Genomic DNA, 17849 nt, shown 5'->3' on the forward strand with positions numbered 1-17849 from the left:
TTAGTATGTAATCTCGTCTCTTTTCAACAAACGGTTGGCAATTAACGCAAGCAGTACGCCAAAGACCACCATGTATATCGCAACCGCTGATCCGTATCCAAAGTTCTGATCAACCATGGCCTTTTTGTACATGTACGTTCCCAGCACTTCTGTTCCATTCTGGCCGCTTGTAATGACCCAGATGAATTCGAACACCTTCAACGTACCTGTAATGGCAAGGGTGATAACAACCTTGATATCACTCATGATGAGCGGAATGGTAAGCATCGTTGTTTTCTTGAGCCCCGTGATTCCTTCCAACTTTGCAGCCTCATAATAATCCGCGGGTATTTTGGACATGGCGGTCAAGAACAGAACGAAATAAAAGCCCACATAATGCCATACCGTTGGAATCGATACCGCCTTAAGCGCATTCTTCGCATCCAGCCACAAAATCTTCTCTATGTTGAAATTGGCCAGCAAATTGTTCAGCAAACCGAAGTTGTAATTGTAGAACAATACAAATAATAAGGAAATGGCAGTACCGGAGATGACTACCGGGAAGAAAAAGACAGTTCGATAAAACCCCTTGAGCTTGGAAATGTTATCTACCAGGACGGCCAACACAAGTGCGATCCCAACCTGAAACACGATAACATAGAGCATGATTTCCAGTGTGTGCAATGTTGCAGCGCCAAGCAGTTTATCCGTAACAAGTCTCTCATAGTTAGCCCATCCCACAAACTTTTTGTCAAAAAAGCCGCTTGTGCGATAAAAGCTGAGATACAAACTCTTGAAGAACGGATAATATAGAAAGATTGTCATGATGGCTGCTGCAGGTAATAAAAACAGCACAATGTACTTGCGATCACCCTTCATATTAATCACCCTTGATGTTTATTTTTCTTCATCATCCATGCCGAAATGACTACGCCGCCCAAATGAAAGCAGAGGGGCGGCGTAACGTCACTTTTATTTCTACCGTTTCTTATGAAAACTATTTTTTGTTGGCATCCTCGGTTTTCTTCGCTTCTTCGATCGCTTGAGTAGGAGTTTTCTTGCCTTCCACTACAGGCTGAACGCTAGCACGAAGGTTACCAAACGTTTCTTGTGAAACTTTGCTGTCAACCGGCGCGCTGATGGAAGCTGCTTTGGCTGTCATAGCAAAACCGTCAAGAGCTACTTGCGGCAATCCAGTCACTTCAACGTCAGCAGCAGGTGTACCGCCGTTAGCTGAAGCGATTTTTTGAATGGAGGCCGGGGAAGTCAGGTGCTTCAGCAAAGCGATTGCCGCTTCTTTTTTGGCTGCGTCATCATAAGTGGCTTTGGAGAGGTAGAAACCGGAACCGAAACCGCCTACGATATCGTTACCGCTGCCAACGCCGCCAGGAACCGTAGGGAATGGCAGAACTGTAGAGTTATCACGAGTATCATCGCTCCAGCCGCCAACTGCCCAAGATCCTTCGATGGTCATAGCAGCCAGACCTTCACTGTAGTAGTTGCCGGACATGCTCAGGTCGATCGTTGCCGCGTCTTTAGGGAATGCGCCCAGGTCATACAATTCTTTCATCGCGGCATACGCTTTTTCCCAGTTTGGATCGATGCCGTCAAGCAGACCTTTATTTTGGCCTTCAGGACCTGCCGCAGACAAAATCGTGTGCTCGATCAGGTAGTGGGATTGGTCAAATGGTACGGACAAAGGAATGATGCCTTTGTCAGATAACGTCTTCACAGCTTTGGTCAATTTCGCCCAGTCTGTTGGAAGCTCCAGACCGTTTTCTTCGAAGATTTTTTTGTTAACGAACAAGCCTTCATAGAAACCGGTCAATGGTGCAGCGTAAATGTTACCGTCTTTTTGCTTGGCAAGCTCAAGCGCATCAGGAATGAAGCCGTTCTTCCACTCAGCGTCAGCGTCGAGAATTTCGTTCAGCGGGACAACCTTACCGGCATTGACGAAACCTTCTGCATCAGCCCCGATGAAGTAGAACAACAAGTCAGGCTCGTTGCCGCTGTTCATGTCGGTGTTAACTTTCGTTCTGAAACCGTCATCATTTGCTGACATGGTGTCGTTGTCTATCTTCACGTTCGGATGCTCCTTCGTGAAATCATCCAACGCTGCCTGGAAGGCTTCGCGAGCTGCGTCAGTTCCTCCGAAAGTCGAGAACACGCGGAGTGAAACCGGAGCGGCTTCATCCTTCTTCTCATCTGCCGGCGGAGTCGTTTCCGTCTTCGTAGTATCTCCTTCAGCAGCAGGAGTGTTGGTGCCACTGCTGTTACCGCATGCTGCGAGGAACATGGAGAGCAACAACATCACACTCATGAGTAACATGGAAGTCCTTTTCATTTCTAATCCCCCTAAGTATTTTTTCAGAACCTTATGTAAATACTTGCTGTCTACCAGAATTTTATTCCAAGCCCTACTGGTTTCAAAGGGGGACATTCATCTTTGGCAGGGGGAAATTTTTCCATATTGATTTTTATCCGCCTCATAGCTCCCTTTTTAAAGTAGGAGAATGCGCTAGGTAACGGAGAAGTTAGGCTACAACTTAGAGAGGTTAGATAAGGATTGGTGATAGATTTTTTCTATTATGAATTTTTCATGTATTGAAATATTGTGATCTTATGACTTCCATACTGACTTCTTTCAAAGCACAGCAAAAAAAGACCAACCCCTTCTAAACGGTTGGCCCTATCCCTGAATCCCTTCATATTCATTCATCTATTCTCGTATGAGCGAATCTAATCTCTAACTCTGCTTAATCTCACTCGGCAGAACCCCCCAATACTTCTGAAATACCTTCGAAAAGAAACCGCTATTGATGTACCCAACTTGTCTCGCAGCCTGCCCAACCTGTCCTCCCTCCTGGATGAACTGCTTGGCCAGCGTCATCTTGCGTTTAAGCACATATTGGGAGAACGACTCACCAACTTCATGCTTGAATAGTCGGCTTAAATAGGACTTGTTTACATATAACCGATCCGCGATCAAATTCAGGCTTATATCCTGACCGATTTCCTCGTCAACAAGGACAAGCAGACGCTGAATCAATTTATGTCCGCTTGGCTGAGGGCGCTTTTGCGAATGGGTCGTAATCTTACGTACGATCCGGTGCAGGGTTTGCTGAATTTGTTCCCTTGAATGAAGGTTCAGCACACTGTAAAAATAAACGGCATCCTCCCCCACCATCTGGCGCAGGTTCCACTGTTGTTCGCGAATGACGCGAAGCAAACCATGCATGAGATAAAGCAGCTTCTCCTGTACCTCCTCTACCGCAGAAGCATGCCCGAACACCTTCTCCAACAATCGATCAAGCGCCGCTTCCGCTATTTGAATATCTCCAAGCTCGATTCCTGTTTCAAGTGCTCTTTCATCAGAGGCAATCGTTAAATTCGCCGAACCATCTTCCCCGAGTTCATCCGCATAAGGGATCGCAAGGTCATGTCCATATACGACTCTTTTCCGAAGTGCATTCTGCGCCTGGGCATATAACATGGGCAGATGCTGCAGTCCAGTCGCGATACTGCTGATTCCCGCACTAGCTGTCACTTTCAGACACTCTTTTAACGTGGACAACACTTTGGTTGTGGTAAAGCTGACACGAAGCTGGAATTCACCTGGGACCTCCTCCGGTCTGCTATGAAAAATAATGACCGTAGAGCCCTTCGCATCCTGAAACAATTCGGAATCCATGCCTGATATCACGTCAAACGCAATGCTTCGCAGTGAAAATTGAAGCAGCGGCGTGTCCTCTGCCCGAAATCTCCCCCCGTCAATCAATGGATCCGGCTCCAAGACAACAACGGATAATCGTCGTTCCGCTTCAAACGGGATCAACAATTCCTTGCTTCGGCTTTCATATTCCCAATCGGCAAAGGCACCGGAAATGCAATTATTATAAAAAGTTTCCTGCAGTCTCGGCAGATGATTCCTCCATTTCGAGAACAGCATCTCATAGTTATGCCGCTTCTCCAATTCGCTTTTCAGGATAGCTGCCGCCTCCAGAACGGCCTGCAGGATCTCCTCATTGCTTGCAGGCTTAATCAGATATTTGAGTACGCCGGACTCCATGGCAGAACGTGCATATTCAAAATGTTCATAACCGCTGAGGATGATCATTTTCACCATTTCGTTGGACTCGTGAATCCGCTTCGCCAATGTGAGTCCATCCATTTCCGGCATCCGAATGTCCAGCACAATGATATCCGGGCGGGTCCGTTCCATCATTTGAAGCGCTTCACTCCCATTCTCCGCAAGAGCAACCACGTCGATGCCGTTCTCTTCCCAGGGGATGGTTCCCGCCATTCTTGCCCGGATACCGATCTCATCTTCCACGATCATTAAATTCATGCCCCGTCCCCCTCCATGTACCGGATACTTCCGCATTCAACCCGCGGTATATACAATCGAATACGCGTTCCTTCCACTTCATCACTATCAATCACTAGATCTGCCTTCTCCCCGTAGTGCAGTTTCAGCCTGGATTTCACGTTTCTCAAACCGTATAATTCCGCGTCCATCCGGTCCCTTCCCGCTGAGAGATCCAAATTCATCATGGAGATTCCATCCAGTTGCTGTTGAATATACTGCAGACGATCCGGCGCCATTCCAACACCATTATCCTTTACTTCGGCAACGAACCATTCCCCGTCGTTCACTGCAGAAATTTCGAGTGCCCGGCCGCCGTGTTTGCGCTCAAGCCCATGCAAAATCGCATTCTCCACTAACGGCTGGAGCAGCAATTTAAGCAGCAGGATATCTTCCGTACCTTCTCCCATCCGATAAGTGACTTCAAAATCAAATCGTCTCTGCTGCACTTTAATATAATAGGTCAGATGGTTGAATGTCTCCGAGACCGTGTAGTGTTCCTTTCCCTTACCCAGGCTGTATCTCAAAAACTTGGACAAATTGATGACCATCTCTCCCACATCGTCGGCGTCGCTTAATACCGCTGCCGAATAGATCGAATCCAGCGTATTGTACAGAAAATGAGGATTGATCTGCGACTGCAGCAATTTGAATTCCGTCTTCGTCAGCAATATCTGCTTCTCATACACATCTTCGATCAGGTGCCGCTGCGCACTGGCCAGATGATTGAACGTATCCATGACATACCCGAACTCATCCTCCCTTCGATGGATGATCTGGGTATCGAGCTGCCCCCTCCTCATTTCCTTCATCGCGGCTACCATCTTCTTCATCGGTTTGGATATGCCGCTGTAAACGATCCACGATATCCATAACGATATCAACACGCTTACGGCGATGATCAAGTACGTCCACCCTTGCAACGTATGCGATTCCTGCAAAATATCCTTCTCGGGCTGTACCATGACGAGTTTCCAGCCCGAGTCCTGTGACGTTACCCGAACCATAAGCATCCGCTCAGGATAACCCGGGAGATGGCCTGCAATCAGATCCTTGCGTTCGTCCGGCCAGGAGGGAGGAGTCGCAGTGCTGCTTGTCGTCGTAGCAATTAATTTCCCGTCCTGAGTAAACAGAAAAGCCTCTGCACGGCTGCTTGGAAGCAAACGCCTCAATTGGCTCACAAAATAATCCTTGCTTAGCGGCAGTATAACGATATTTTTGTTCCGTTCAGGATTGAGCAAGCTCATTCGCCTCATAACCACCATGACGTTCTCGTTATAGATCGGGTCTATCATATGGTTCGCATTGTACCGGTTCTCTTCCGGGAAGAATAACGTGATTTTCCCATCGGCTTCGATGGCCTGCTTGACCCATTCCAGCTGCTCTGGATTCTGTTCTTTTTGATATCCGGTGGTTGACAATAATATGCCGGAATCATAATGAAATAAGGACGCCTTCGGAGCCATCCGGTTAACAGAGGAGATGGCGGCGATTTGCTGATCAATCCACTGGAAATCCAAAATCGACTGCGGCGTGAGTACTTTGCCGGCATATTCGAATCTGCGGTTAATGTCATAATTGTTCGCAAGGACCGTTGTCAGCTCATACACCCCCTGCATCGTAAGGTCCACATAATGGACAACGGATTGCATGGCGCTTTGCGTACGATCGCCAATCTGATTTTTTAGAATCGTGCGCGAGCGATGATTGGAAAAGGTCGATATCACAACGAGGGGGATAAGGATCAGAATAAAATAACCGGTAAGCCGCAGCTGAATCGATTGCCTGAAACGGTTTTTCCATGTTCTGATCATTCAGCATCATCCTTGTCTACATAAATCAAAGTGAAGGCGCCTCTATTGGAAGCCCCTTCACTTTGTTATTCAGCTTATTTGTTCATCTTTGCATAATTCTCGTTCACCTCAGCGGTGATGGATTCACCGCCCTGGCTCTGCCATTGCAGCACGTATTGATCGAATGCTTCGACCGGCACAGTCCCCATGATGATCTTCGTAAATGTCTCCTGCATCAGCTTGGTCAATTGCACCCCGTTCTTGCCCATGCTTGGCGTCGGGGGTCCGTTGTATTCGTTCTGGATCAGGTTGCTGCTGATCCGTGTCACGTTATCCTTTAGCTTGAATTCAGGACCGAGCGCATCAAGCCGCTGATAGTCAAGCTCCTGATCCCATGGGGCGGCATAGTCCAAAATGTTGTTGCGGTAAACGTGCTTGTTGTGCTCCTCAAAGTCCATGACCAGCTTGCCGTTTTCCCTCTTCGATATGTTGTGCTCAGGCAAGCCGAGTTTGATCGGCTCATGGCCTTCGCCATTGGCAAAATTGAACATTTTGATGACTTCATTCGCCTTCTTGCTCTTTGCAGGCACGATGCTGTAGCCCATCACCATACTGGAGGCAAGGACGCCGGACTTCCCGTCCTGGCCCACCGGATAGTCAAGAGGAATCCATTCCGCCTTCGGATCGTTTGTCTTATTCGTCAAGATCGGCCCCCGCGTATCAAACCAGGTTGCCGAGAACAGGCCAGCTTTGCCGCTGGCTACTTTCTCTTCGATGTTGTTGTTCTTGTTCAGCGCCCATTCCGGATCAATCAGCTGTTCTTTATAGAGGTCCGCCAGGAACTGGAGAGCTTCCTTCGTTTCTGGCAGAATGGTGGCATTCACCAGCTTGCCGTCTCTCATCACCCATTGATTGACCGCAGACGCACCATTGAACGGTACACCGAAAGAGCCGAAGAATGGCGCCGATCGGATGAGATTTTCCCCCATCAACAAGCCGACCGTGTCATCCTTGCCGTTACCGTCGGGATCATTTTGAGCAAATTGACGCATCACATTCACATATTCATCCAGCGTCTTGGGCGGCTGCAATCCCAGATTGTCAAGCCAATCTTTACGCACATACATCAAATCGTTACCGAGAATATAATTGACCGCTGGCACCGCGTAGATGTTACCGTCCACCGTAACGGAGTCCCACGCTTCCTGTGGAACCGACTTCTTCAGATCGGGACCTGATGCCTCGATAGCATCATTCAGCGGCTGCAGTGCCTTTTGGTTTACCATGTTAATGAACCAGGAAGCGTCCTGTGTAAATACCATGTCTATATCGTCGCCGGATGACATCATCACATTCAGCTTGTCCTGATAGCCGTCGGAGGGCGGGTATACCACATGCACGTCGATATTGACGCTATCATTGACGTATTTTTGATAGGGGTTGTTGTTCTCGTTCATACCGTCCAAAAATTTACGACCAAAGTTAGGCTGCACAATATTGATGGTCTGCCTTTTGCCGACTTCTCCTGAATCGGGACTGCCGGAAGCCTCCTTCCCGCCTCCGCATCCACTGAGCAAACCGGCCGCTATAGCGGAGATCACCAATCCTGACAACATGTTTCGCAATTTCATACTTTCAGCCCCTTTATATAAAAATATTACGAAATGTAAACGGATACAAGAACAATATGTCCTATTACCCCTTGACCGAGCCGATCATAATTCCCTTCACAAAATATTTCTGAAGGAACGGATACACGAGCAATATTGGCAATGTGCTCGCTATCAATGCTGCGGCTTTCAGCGACTCCACCGCCAGGAGCTGCCGTTCCAGGCTATCCGTCGTATTAATGTTCGATTGCCCCGACATCACAAGCTCCCGCAAATAGATTTGCAGCGGCTTTAAAGAAGAATCGGTAACGTACATAACCGCATCGAAGAAGGAATTCCATTGTCCGACCGCATTAAACAAGGCGATTGTGGCAATCACCGGCATGGACAGCGGTACTACGATGCGAAATAAAATCCCGAGATTGGACGAACCGTCGATTCTTGCGGATTCCTCCAGTTCATTCGGGATGGACTGAAAGAAATTTTTCATGATGACCACATGAAATGCGTTAACAGCGCCCGGAATGACGTAGGCCCAGAAGGTGTTCATCAGATGCAGCTCCTTGATTACCAGGTATGTCGGGATCATCCCGCCGCTGAACAGCATGGTAAAGACAATGAGGAACATGATAGGACCGCGGCCTTTAATGTAATATCTTGATAGAGGATACGCAAGCAGCATGGTCATGACTACGCTGATGAGGGTCCCCACAACCGTCCGCTGCACGCTGACGAGAAAAGATTGAACGAACCCGGGGTCATTGAACACCTTCATGTAAGCTTCCGTCGTCCATTCTACCGGCAGGAAGGAGACTTCGCCGGATACAATTGCCCGGTAGCTGCTGAACGACTGGGCCAGAATGTGAATGAAGGGCGCCAAAGCCAGAAGCCCAAAACAGGCAAGCGCAAAGTGATTGATGCCGCTGAACCATTTTTCTCCCTTTGACATTTTCATAATCAGTAGATCCCTTCTTGACCCGTTCTTTTAACGGCTTTGTTGACGATAACGACCAGCACCAGACTGATGACGGATTTAAGCAATCCAACCGCAGTCGAATAACTGAACTCGGACTGACCGATACCAATTCGGTACACATAGGTCTCAATGACGTCGGCAACATCATATACGAGCGAGTTATACAGAACGAATATTTGTTCAAACCCCACATCGAGGATGCTGCCAAGCCTAAGCAGGAACAGCACGATGATTGTCCCTTTAATGGAAGGAAGGGTTACATGCCACAGCTGCTTCCACTTCCCTGCACCGTCCATGACGGCTGCCTCATACTGCTGCTGGTCGATGCCCGCGAGAGCCGCAAGATAGACGATGGCCCCCCAACCGACCTCCTTCCAAATATCGCTGATGACCAGCACCGATCGAAACCAAGCCGGATCCGCTAAAAAAAACACGGGTTCGAATCCAAGCCATTTCATGATTTCATTGACTGCGCCCGTTGCGGGAGACAGGACGTTTACCAATATACCGCCTAAAATGATCCAAGACAGAAAGTGCGGCAAGTAAGCAAGCGTTTGGATCGTCCGCTTATAAAACATGCTGCGGATCTCATTGAGCAGAAGTGCTAGGATGATGGGACCCGGGAAACCCCAGAACAGCTTATATAAACTGATAATGACCGTGTTCCAGAACACCTGATAGAATTGGGGATCATGAAACAGCCGTACAAAGTGGTCGAACCCGACCCATTCGCTGGCATTAAATCCTGCAAATATGCTGTAATCCTTAAAGGCGATCACAATCCCCCACATCGGAAGGTACTTAAAAACGAGAAAATACACGATACCAGGAACCATGATCAAGTACAAATCCCAATATTGCCTGAGGTTTGCGAAACGTTTTTTGTTTAAGACCGTATCGGTGCTGGTGCCGGACGGTCTGGGCACGGTGACAGCCTTATGTTGTGCCACGGCATTCACCTCTCTTTTGTTGTCTGGTCGCTATGATAAAAGAATGGATTCGCTTCCGCCTAAACTTCAGCAAGCTCGCCCAGCCAGGCCCCTTGCTCGATGAGAAGACGCTGCAATTGCTTGATATCGACCTCCCGGGATGTACTGCCCGTCTTTGCACAGATGGCCGCGGCTGTTCCCGCTGCCTGCCCCATTGCAAAGCAGTTGGGCATTACCCGAAGCGAGCCCTGTACGACTCGGTCAGCGGAGGCGGCCCGTCCCGCAACCCACACATTTGCCAAACCTTGAGGAAGAAGGGAACGGTATGGAACCCCATGCGACCGACCGGGGGGAAGATGGCGAATTTCCATGTTTTCTTTGCTGGTTGCCATATGGATATCAATAAAATAAGCATTTCTTGCAATGTCGTCTTCAAAGCTTCGCATGGATATAAAGTCATCCTGAACCAGCATGTAGTCACCGACGATGCGGCGGGTTTCACGTATACCGATTTGCTCGCCTGTGCTGACCAAATGGGCGTCTTCAAATCCGGGTACATACTTCCGCAGAAATTCGACCTGGATCTTGACCAGCTTTCTGCCTTCTACCGCAGCCTCTGTGAGATCTTCCGCCTTCGTTCCGTCCACGCCGAACACATGGCCGAAGTTGACCCCAACCAAGTAATCGGACACCCAGGCAAAGCCGGAGACTTCTTTCCGGCCGGGAGGCAGATCGCCGTTGCTCTGCGCTAACTGAACCGCTTGCGGAATTTGTCCGGTGTCACCGCTATCCCTCATATATTGCCTGAAGCGCTCCCGGTTCACGTTGGTTAACAGGTAGCACATCGTCCCCGGCTGCAGCTCGCCGCCATGCCCGCCTTTCTGAAACGGAGCGCCGGCCAGCGCCGCAATATCGGCGTCACCTGTGGCATCTATGACGTACTTGGCCTCGACGATCGATCTTCCGGACTTATTCAGAAGCACCAGACCGTTCACGTCATGGCCCCCCGGATTCATGACCAGCTGTCCAACAAATGTATGGAACAGAACCTTGGCTCCGCTCTCAAGCAGCGCTTCATCGTACACCCGCTTCAATACCTCAACGTCAATCGGAACCCAATCCAGCTGTTCTTTATATTCCGTGATATAAGAAGGTTTGCAATTCGCTTTCATTCGCTCCATCAGCTCAAGCCCGATACCGCGAATGACAGGCTTCTCATGGTCGGTAAAAGGACAAAAGGCAGGTACCAGTGCCGTCGTGCCCATACCTCCTAGAAATCCCCTTTGCTCAATCAGCAACGTATTTGCTCCATTATTGGCGGCAGCGATGGCAGCGGCAATGCCGGTCGGCCCTCCTCCGACGACGACGACATCAACCTGGTTCATAATAGGCAGTTCTTCCGGCGGCAGCGTCCATGTTCTTTTCGTTGTCATGTTTAGACCCTCCAGTTGGTAAACTCGAAATGTCCCGATCCATTCGGGTATACCTACATTTTAGATCCCAATGGCGGTCATGATTAGCACACGCTGATGACATTCACTGTTCGGATCATGACCTTTTCATGGATTTAAATAAAAAAGAGCTGATTCACAGGCAGGAACCTGCGAAAATAGCTCTTTAACGAACACACTCATCCAAATTCGTTAGATACTTATTTTCCTTTTATGAATGAACGCTCCCGGGTTTATCTTTGCACGGTTTTATCTTTGCACGGTTTATCCTTGTCAGGTTTATCCTTGGGTTTGCTCCCGTGGTTTGTTTGATCGTTACTCGGCTTGCCTCTATCAGGCTTCTCGCCGCCTGGGCAGCTGTTACCCGGACGATCGACTCCCGGCTTACCGGAAACCGTGACGCCAGGAGACTTATTCCCCGCCTCATCCACCGTTCGGATTCGATACGCGTATTCCGTCCCATTCACGAGCCCGTTTATTGTAACGGTTTGTACCCCTTTGCCTACATGAACCGCTTCGGCTTCGGCTGCACCTTCACCCAAAACGACGACATGGGCGAAATCGTCATCCTCCGGATCCGTCCAGTACAAGGTCAGCTGGCCGTCCCCTTCCACTATCGCCGCATCATTCACTTCCTTCGGTGCCGTGTCGTCGTTGTAGCCTGTCTCCATGTCCATAACCCTGGCGATTTTATCATTCGGATTCACCGGTATCCCTTGCCATGAAGGCTTCGTAATATTTATGCGCAAGGCTGTCGTTTGAAGTGTTTCGAAGTGCAGATCATTATACTCGCCATAAAAGCCGTCCTTGTCATTATCGACAACGGATGCCACCGGCACCCATACGGTTCCGTCCCAGTAATCTACGCTAAAATCACGGATATGCCATTGTTCACCGCTCGCGGCTCCACTCCAAATTTTTAAGTAGTTGAGTTTTTGCGGAACCGTCCATTCCATTTCAATAAAATGGCTCTCTTCCTGCCCTTGAGACAACCAGCGGGTGGATAGATTTCCATCAACGGCATATTCCTTAACGTTAGATCCGTTGGTTGAATCCACAGTCAAAGCTGCGAGCTGGGCTATGTTGCGGACGGTTATCGGTCCGAATATTTCAGACGGCTCCGAGGCACCGCCCGTGTTTTTGGCCGTAATTCGGTAATAGTACGGTATGCCGCTGCTTGCGGACGCATCCTTGAACGGTTGATCTGCTTCCGCGAGATCAGCCCCAACCACCGACCAAGGTCCGTTTGGCGCTTCAGCCCGTTCGATATCATACGATTCAGCCCACTTTACCGGGTACCATGTCATGGAAGCAACTGAGGTAAAAGGTATCCACATCGGCTGATCCGGTACCGGTGGAACGGAAGAGGCGGTAATGGGGCCAACGACATTCGAAGGCTCCGAGATTCCGGCCCCGTTCATCCCTTTTACCCGATAATAATAATTCATTCCTTCCGCAGCCGTCGTATCTTGGAAAGGCCGAAAAGGAATATCACTATCTAGTACCTGAGTGCCTATGATGGTCCATGGCCCATCCAGGTGTTCTGCTCTTTCGAATTGATAGGATTCCGCCCCCGCAGATCCTCTCCAGGCGATGCCAAGCACCGATTCGATCGGCAGTAGCTGAGGTGCGTCAGGTACTGGCATCGGCGGGACCGGCAGTCCGCGGATTTCATGGGCTTTTTCGCGAATCATGGACATAATCGCCTTTTCGTCATAGGTTTCACCCGATGGAAAGCCTGGCCAACGGAAATCTCCTTCCTTGTTGTAAAAGCCGCCGTCCTTGTTGTGAGACTTCAACGTCCATAACAAGGCTCCGGATGTACCATTAGCGATCGCCTCATCAGCCGTTCGGGTCAGATTTGTCCTGTTTGAGTGTCCAAACTCCCCGATAACAAACGCTTTTTTACCCAAACTCAAGTTTCGGTCCGCAGCAGCACGCAGCGCATAATCAGCTCCTCCGCTCTCATAATAATGATTGGATACGATATCCACATTGGGATCCTCAAGGGAAGCCTGACTGATACCGTACCGTCCATCCATTACGATGTGATTAGAGTCCATACTTTTTATATAAGCACTCATCTCCTGTGTCCATGCATCCGTCGGGTATAATTCATTGCCGGTTTCCCAAGCAAGGATGGCTTTGTCGTCTTTATATTTGATGCCGGTATAAGTATTCGTCCTGTTCAGCACATAGCTAACCAGGTGTTTATAATCTTCCTTCAATTCGGGATCGGTGTAGAACTCCTCGGCGGTCTTCCCCCGAAAACCTGCAAACTGTTTTATTCCTCCGACATGCTCCCATGTATCGATAAAAGGAATAATGACGCGGATATGATACTCATTTGCCAGCCTCAGCACATGGTCCAGGTCCCGAAAATAGTCTTCATTATACTGTCTTAAGCCGGTTACATGACTTGGCTGATCCCCATTGGCGGTTCCCCCTTTGATCGTGAACGTATAAAGTCTGACTACAGTGCCACCCATTTGCTGCAAGGATTTAAATACATCCTCCTGTTCCCATGGATCAGGGCGATGCCATACGGGAGCTGGCATATACGTGAGATTTGAGCCGTTCATGGATATGAACCGGAACTCCTTCTCGCCATCCATCAATCGATCCCCGCTGCGCGTGATAAAGTTCCATTCTTTTGGCGGTACGCCATCCGCTGCGGCGGTTAAACCTACACGATCCATTCCTCCCAACATAAGCAAACATACAAGCATGACAGAAATCCAATGTCTTCGCATTCTTCTTCATTCCTCCTGTCCCTACTTCGATTTGAACAAAAATGGCTCCCCTGATGTAAGCGGTGTCATTTTTTGTTGTTGATCTAAATTATAGGGACCCTTGCGCAAAGTTGTTAGGTTACGTTCATGACTTGTCCTGTTCCGCTGATGACTTTTTCGGAATGCAGCTATTGGGGAACCCCTTATATTAACTGGTGGTTCGTGTCCATATCAAAGATACAAAGGACTGCCCTTCCGTTAGAACTGTATCTTACCTGGTCCAAAATATATCGACACCCGCTCCTGTCCGCGAAAAAAGAGCCTGTCGAGAGATCTCGACAAGCTCATCTTAGACATTTCTATACCTTGCCCACCCAATCCGCACCGGCAACCTCTCGCCAGCGGTTGCGGATCGACTCGTAAATCTCCTCCGGCAATAGCCCTTTTTCCAGTATTGCGGCATTTTGTCCCCACCGGTCCGGATTTGCCGTGCCAACGATGGCAGTTGCTACGCCCGGCGTGCTCAGTGTGAATCTTAATGCCGTTTCAACGCCCTGCTGCACGTCCGCGAGAAAATCGTAATTCAATTCGCCTAACCGGACCCAATAAGGGTAAGCATAATCCTGTTCGCTTAGCGTTTCGTTCTTCCAGGCAACATTGGCTACCGGACGTTTGGCAATAATTCCTATTTCCTGCTGCATGGCAAGCGGAATCGTGAGATCGATCGCCTCCTGGTCGGCAATGTTCAGCGAAGTTTCAAAGCTGTCGAACACACCGGTTTGAAGGGCATAGAGCGCATCGGTTGAGTCGCCGCTATAGCCGATGTATCGCGTTTTGCCCTGCTCCTTAGCTCTTCGTAACACCTCGATCACTTCGCCCCGCCGCAGGATCTCTTCAGAGCAGCTGTGAAGATGGATGACATCGACGTGGTCCACCTGCAGTCGCTTCAAGCTGCGGTCAATGCTCTGCGCAAGCATCATGGGATCCCAATCCGGATAGTCCAAACCGGAAGCATGGCCGCATTTCGTAAACAGGTAATAATCATCTCTTCGACCTGACAAAGCCTTGCCGATCAATTCCTCGCTGCGGCCATAACATTCCGCGGTATCAATCATGTTAAGACCCGCATCAATAGCGCTGTGCAGCAGCCGGTCCACCGTCTTCTGATCCGACCGGCCGATCTCGGCGCCGCCAAATCCCAGCACACTAACCTGCATGTCCGTACGTCCAAATGCTCTTCGTTCCATTTTTCTTCACTCTCCTCCCTGTTAATCCCATTCATCATTACCCGATCCGAATAAACCTGAAAGCTTTTTTTTTCATATCATTCCGATTTCACGATTTTCTTAAGTTTGAAAGAATACTCCCCTGCTAAAATCCATATATGCTAAGTCCGCCATCCACCAGCAGCGTTTGCCCGGTCATGTAATTGGCAGCCTCGGACGCCAGGAAAACGACAGGTCCCACCACTTCTTCCAGACTTCCCACGCGCTTAAGCGGTGTCCGGTCCAATATGGACTGCATATAAGCTTCATCGCTAAGGAGCTTCTCCGTCAGCGGAGTCCGAAAATACCAGGGTCCGACCGAGTTGACCTGAATTCCATACTGCGCCCACTCCATCGCAAGCACCTTGGTCATATGGATGAGAGCCGCCTTCGCTGATCCATAGACAACGCCTGTGCGAAGGGCGGTATGTCCGCCTACGGAGGAGATATTAACGATTCTGCCATTTCCCTGATTTTTCATAAATCGAGCAGCCGCTTGAGAAGCTACAAAAGCCGACTTCAGGTTGGTTTGTACAATCAAGTCCCATTCAGAATCCGTCACTTCCAGCGCAGGCGTACGAATGTTAATGCCGGCGTTATTCACCAGTATATCGATCCGTCCTGTCTGATCTACAAATTCGCGAATCGCTCCCTCGATCTCTTCCCTTATGGTCAGATCACCCGGCAGCACAAATGCTTGACCCTGGTTCAAGCCATGGATCAGATTTGCGGTCTCCTCCAAATCGCTTTTGGTTCGGGACATCAAGCCGACATCACATCCGGCCTCTGCCAAACCTACGGCAATAGCGCGTCCGATTCCACGTCCCGCCCCTGTTACAAAAGCTTTTTTTCCTTCCAGATTAAAGCTCGGTAAGTACATCCGACTCCCTCCTAATCATCTCTTTATACCCAGATTCAATAATCCATGTTGAACGATCTTTCGATCCGTGTAAAATGCTAGGAATTGAAATATTGCGAAGGATTGTGACGAACCGGATCAATATATTCCTCATATCGACCGCCCGTATAAGATTCAATAACTTTTCGCCAAAAAGCCTGCGCTGGTATATTGCTGCTGATTTGCGTCACCTTCCAGCGTCCCTGGAACTGATCAAACAGCCGCGTTGCCGCCCAAGTCCCCAAACCCGTACGCCGATATTTCTGCATAACGAAAAATTCCGTCATGTAATAGTCCGCTTCTGCGGCGTCATCCATCCGCTCGACTAAGGCAAACCCGGCTGGACGTTGATCAAACGTAATCAGATACGGATATTTCCGTTCCCGTTTTTTCCAAAATTCATCCAGATCCGGATAGGGTAAAAACAGCCCTTGATCATTCACCGAAATATCCAGATATTTGGTAAAATCATATAAGTACAATTGCATCAAGTTTACGATAACGGCTTGTTTCCGCTTGGGAACCAGCTCAATTCCCATGCGTTCCGATCGTTCTGAAATCATGCTGCCGCCTCCCTGGGCATATCATCTATCACTTTCATGCTTCATCTCTTCATCTTAATATCCGATCATAGTGAAACACAAGCGTTATATCGATCCGTGAGCACGGTGATCTGACCCATGCAAGCACGATAGACTTTCCATATGTTACACTAGTATTTAATGACAAAGGTCATCGCTATAAAGACAATCATTCGAGGTGGAACATGAATATACAAAAAGATATCGACCGTGCAAGACTCGATGAGAAATCGCCGGACATGCCTTGGTTCGTACAGCAATTTATCGACTACAAGCTCCCGGATCTCTCCCCCTCCACCCTGCTTGAATATGTAAGGGATTATGAAACGTTCTTTAATTGGCTCCGGTCGGAGGGGCTGTCACAAGCAACCTCTAACCGAGAGGTGACGCTGCTTGAGCTGGAGACGCTGCGCATGGACAGCATTACCAGTTACCGATTATATCTGACTACGCGCCGGGAAGGGACCAACTCCAGAATCACCGTTTCCCGCAAGCTCTCATCGCTGCGCTCCTTGTTTCATTATTTAAGCCAGATTGCAGAGGATGAGGATTTTTATCCGCTTCTCAAGCGTAACATCATGGCAAAAGTGGAAATTAAGCGAATTCATAAACCCAAAGATACGGCTGCCAAGTTAAAAGGAAAAATACTGGAAGAAGAAGAACTTCAGGATTTCATCACTTACATTCACGAAGGATATGGGCTGGATGTGGAGCAGAACAAGCAGGCGCTCTATGCGCATGAACAAAATAAGGTCAGAGATGCCTGTATCGCCAGCCTCATATTAAATTCCGGTCTTCGTGTATCCGAAGTGGTCAATTTGAATCTTGCAGACATCGACCTGAACAATAAAATGCTGCATGTCTATCGTAAAGGGAATAATGACGAAACCTTCAAAACCCCGGTCTACTTCCGTGCTCAAGCCAAAGACGATCTTGAGTATTACCTGCAGCTTCGGCAGGCTCGCTACAAGGTGCCAAAAAAAGAAAAAGCTCTGTTCGTTGCACTGCGTAACGGCCAGAACGAAGGGCAGCGCATGACCAAACGGGCAATTCAGGCGATGATCATCAAATATGCCAAGCGTTTTGGCAAGCCATCCCTGACCGTACATAAGCTGCGGCATTCGTTTGCAACCGACTATTATCTTCAAAATGATATCTACAAAACCAAAGAACAACTGGGACACGCTTCTACCGAGACAACCGAAGTGTACGCCCACTTAACGGACAAAACCATGTCCGAGGCGATTGAACGCCGCTCTGAAGATTAAC

13 protein-coding genes are annotated in these 17849 nt (G+C 48.9%); 1 reads left to right on the forward strand and 12 read right to left on the reverse strand.

The window, feature by feature from the left end:
- The 12 genes from PLA01S_RS06165 to PLA01S_RS06220 form a co-directional block, all read right to left on the reverse strand.
- Complete coding sequence (locus PLA01S_RS06165; protein ID WP_100536526.1) at window positions 1-858, reverse strand: carbohydrate ABC transporter permease; 858 nt, start codon at window positions 856-858, stop codon at window positions 1-3.
- A gap of 118 nt (window positions 859-976) precedes the next feature.
- Window positions 977-2299, reverse strand: coding sequence for an ABC transporter substrate-binding protein (locus tag PLA01S_RS06170; RefSeq protein WP_246059359.1), 1323 nt, complete (start codon window positions 2297-2299; stop codon window positions 977-979).
- 426 nt (window positions 2300-2725) lie between these two features.
- The gene (locus PLA01S_RS06175) at window positions 2726-4327 is read right to left on the reverse strand and encodes a response regulator (protein ID WP_127590781.1); all 1602 of its coding nucleotides are present in this window, start codon (window positions 4325-4327) and stop codon (window positions 2726-2728) included.
- A complete protein-coding gene (locus PLA01S_RS06180) occupies window positions 4324-6159 on the reverse strand; it encodes a sensor histidine kinase (protein ID WP_127590783.1) in 1836 nt (611 codons plus the stop codon). The genes PLA01S_RS06175 and PLA01S_RS06180 overlap by 4 nt, the downstream gene beginning before the upstream one ends.
- Before the next feature lie 74 nt (window positions 6160-6233).
- Window positions 6234-7769: an extracellular solute-binding protein gene (locus tag PLA01S_RS06185; protein WP_036665345.1), complete on the reverse strand. Its 1536-nt coding sequence runs from the start codon at window positions 7767-7769 to the stop codon at window positions 6234-6236.
- A 64-nt stretch (window positions 7770-7833) separates the two neighbouring features.
- A complete protein-coding gene (locus PLA01S_RS06190) occupies window positions 7834-8703 on the reverse strand; it encodes a carbohydrate ABC transporter permease (protein WP_127590785.1) in 870 nt (289 codons plus the stop codon).
- 2 nt (window positions 8704-8705) lie between these two features.
- A complete protein-coding gene (locus PLA01S_RS06195) occupies window positions 8706-9674 on the reverse strand; it encodes an ABC transporter permease (protein WP_127590788.1) in 969 nt (322 codons plus the stop codon).
- Window positions 9675-9733: 59 nt separating this feature from the next.
- Window positions 9734-11086, reverse strand: coding sequence for an FAD-dependent oxidoreductase (locus PLA01S_RS06200; protein ID WP_127590790.1), 1353 nt, complete (start codon window positions 11084-11086; stop codon window positions 9734-9736).
- Window positions 11087-11337: 251 nt separating this feature from the next.
- Complete coding sequence (locus PLA01S_RS06205) at window positions 11338-13857, reverse strand: cellulase family glycosylhydrolase (protein WP_127590792.1); 2520 nt, start codon at window positions 13855-13857, stop codon at window positions 11338-11340.
- 338 nt (window positions 13858-14195) lie between these two features.
- Entirely contained in the window at window positions 14196-15083 is an 888-nt protein-coding gene (locus tag PLA01S_RS06210) for an aldo/keto reductase (protein ID WP_127590794.1), read from the reverse strand.
- Between the two features lie 124 nt (window positions 15084-15207).
- Window positions 15208-15981, reverse strand: coding sequence for an SDR family NAD(P)-dependent oxidoreductase (locus tag PLA01S_RS06215; protein ID WP_127590796.1), 774 nt, complete (start codon window positions 15979-15981; stop codon window positions 15208-15210).
- A 77-nt stretch (window positions 15982-16058) separates the two neighbouring features.
- On the reverse strand, window positions 16059-16562 hold the full coding sequence (locus PLA01S_RS06220; RefSeq protein WP_127590798.1) for a GNAT family N-acetyltransferase: 504 nt from the start codon (window positions 16560-16562) through the stop codon (window positions 16059-16061).
- A 203-nt stretch (window positions 16563-16765) separates the two neighbouring features.
- Here PLA01S_RS06220 and xerS point away from each other — a divergent pair, with 203 nt between their 5' ends.
- The gene (gene xerS / locus PLA01S_RS06225) at window positions 16766-17848 is read left to right on the forward strand and encodes a tyrosine recombinase XerS (protein WP_100536514.1); all 1083 of its coding nucleotides are present in this window, start codon (window positions 16766-16768) and stop codon (window positions 17846-17848) included.
- Window position 17849: the final 1 nt, after the last annotated feature.

This window comes from Paenibacillus lautus NBRC 15380 (assembly GCF_004000945.1).
In the GTDB taxonomy this organism is placed as follows: Bacteria; Bacillota; Bacilli; order Paenibacillales; family Paenibacillaceae; genus Paenibacillus_AQ; species Paenibacillus_AQ lautus.

What these genes read in the sequence shown, in the direction of transcription:
- PLA01S_RS06165 (WP_100536526.1), bottom strand. Translation starts at nt 858, where the DNA reads ATGAAGGGTGATCGCAAGTACATTGTGCTGTTTTTATTACCTGCAGCA.
- PLA01S_RS06170 (WP_246059359.1), bottom strand. Translation starts at nt 2,299, where the DNA reads ATGAGTGTGATGTTGTTGCTCTCCATGTTCCTCGCAGCATGCGGTAAC.
- PLA01S_RS06175 (WP_127590781.1), bottom strand. Translation starts at nt 4,327, where the DNA reads ATGAATTTAATGATCGTGGAAGATGAGATCGGTATCCGGGCAAGAATG.
- PLA01S_RS06180 (WP_127590783.1), bottom strand. Translation starts at nt 6,159, where the DNA reads ATGATCAGAACATGGAAAAACCGTTTCAGGCAATCGATTCAGCTGCGG.
- PLA01S_RS06185 (WP_036665345.1), bottom strand. Translation starts at nt 7,769, where the DNA reads ATGAAATTGCGAAACATGTTGTCAGGATTGGTGATCTCCGCTATAGCG.
- PLA01S_RS06190 (WP_127590785.1), bottom strand. Translation starts at nt 8,703, where the DNA reads ATGAAAATGTCAAAGGGAGAAAAATGGTTCAGCGGCATCAATCACTTT.
- PLA01S_RS06200 (WP_127590790.1), bottom strand. Translation starts at nt 11,086, where the DNA reads ATGACAACGAAAAGAACATGGACGCTGCCGCCGGAAGAACTGCCTATT.
- PLA01S_RS06205 (WP_127590792.1), bottom strand. Translation starts at nt 13,857, where the DNA reads ATGCGAAGACATTGGATTTCTGTCATGCTTGTATGTTTGCTTATGTTG.
- PLA01S_RS06210 (WP_127590794.1), bottom strand. Translation starts at nt 15,083, where the DNA reads ATGGAACGAAGAGCATTTGGACGTACGGACATGCAGGTTAGTGTGCTG.
- PLA01S_RS06215 (WP_127590796.1), bottom strand. Translation starts at nt 15,981, where the DNA reads ATGTACTTACCGAGCTTTAATCTGGAAGGAAAAAAAGCTTTTGTAACA.
- PLA01S_RS06220 (WP_127590798.1), bottom strand. Translation starts at nt 16,562, where the DNA reads ATGATTTCAGAACGATCGGAACGCATGGGAATTGAGCTGGTTCCCAAG.
- xerS (WP_100536514.1), top strand. Translation starts at nt 16,766, where the DNA reads ATGAATATACAAAAAGATATCGACCGTGCAAGACTCGATGAGAAATCG.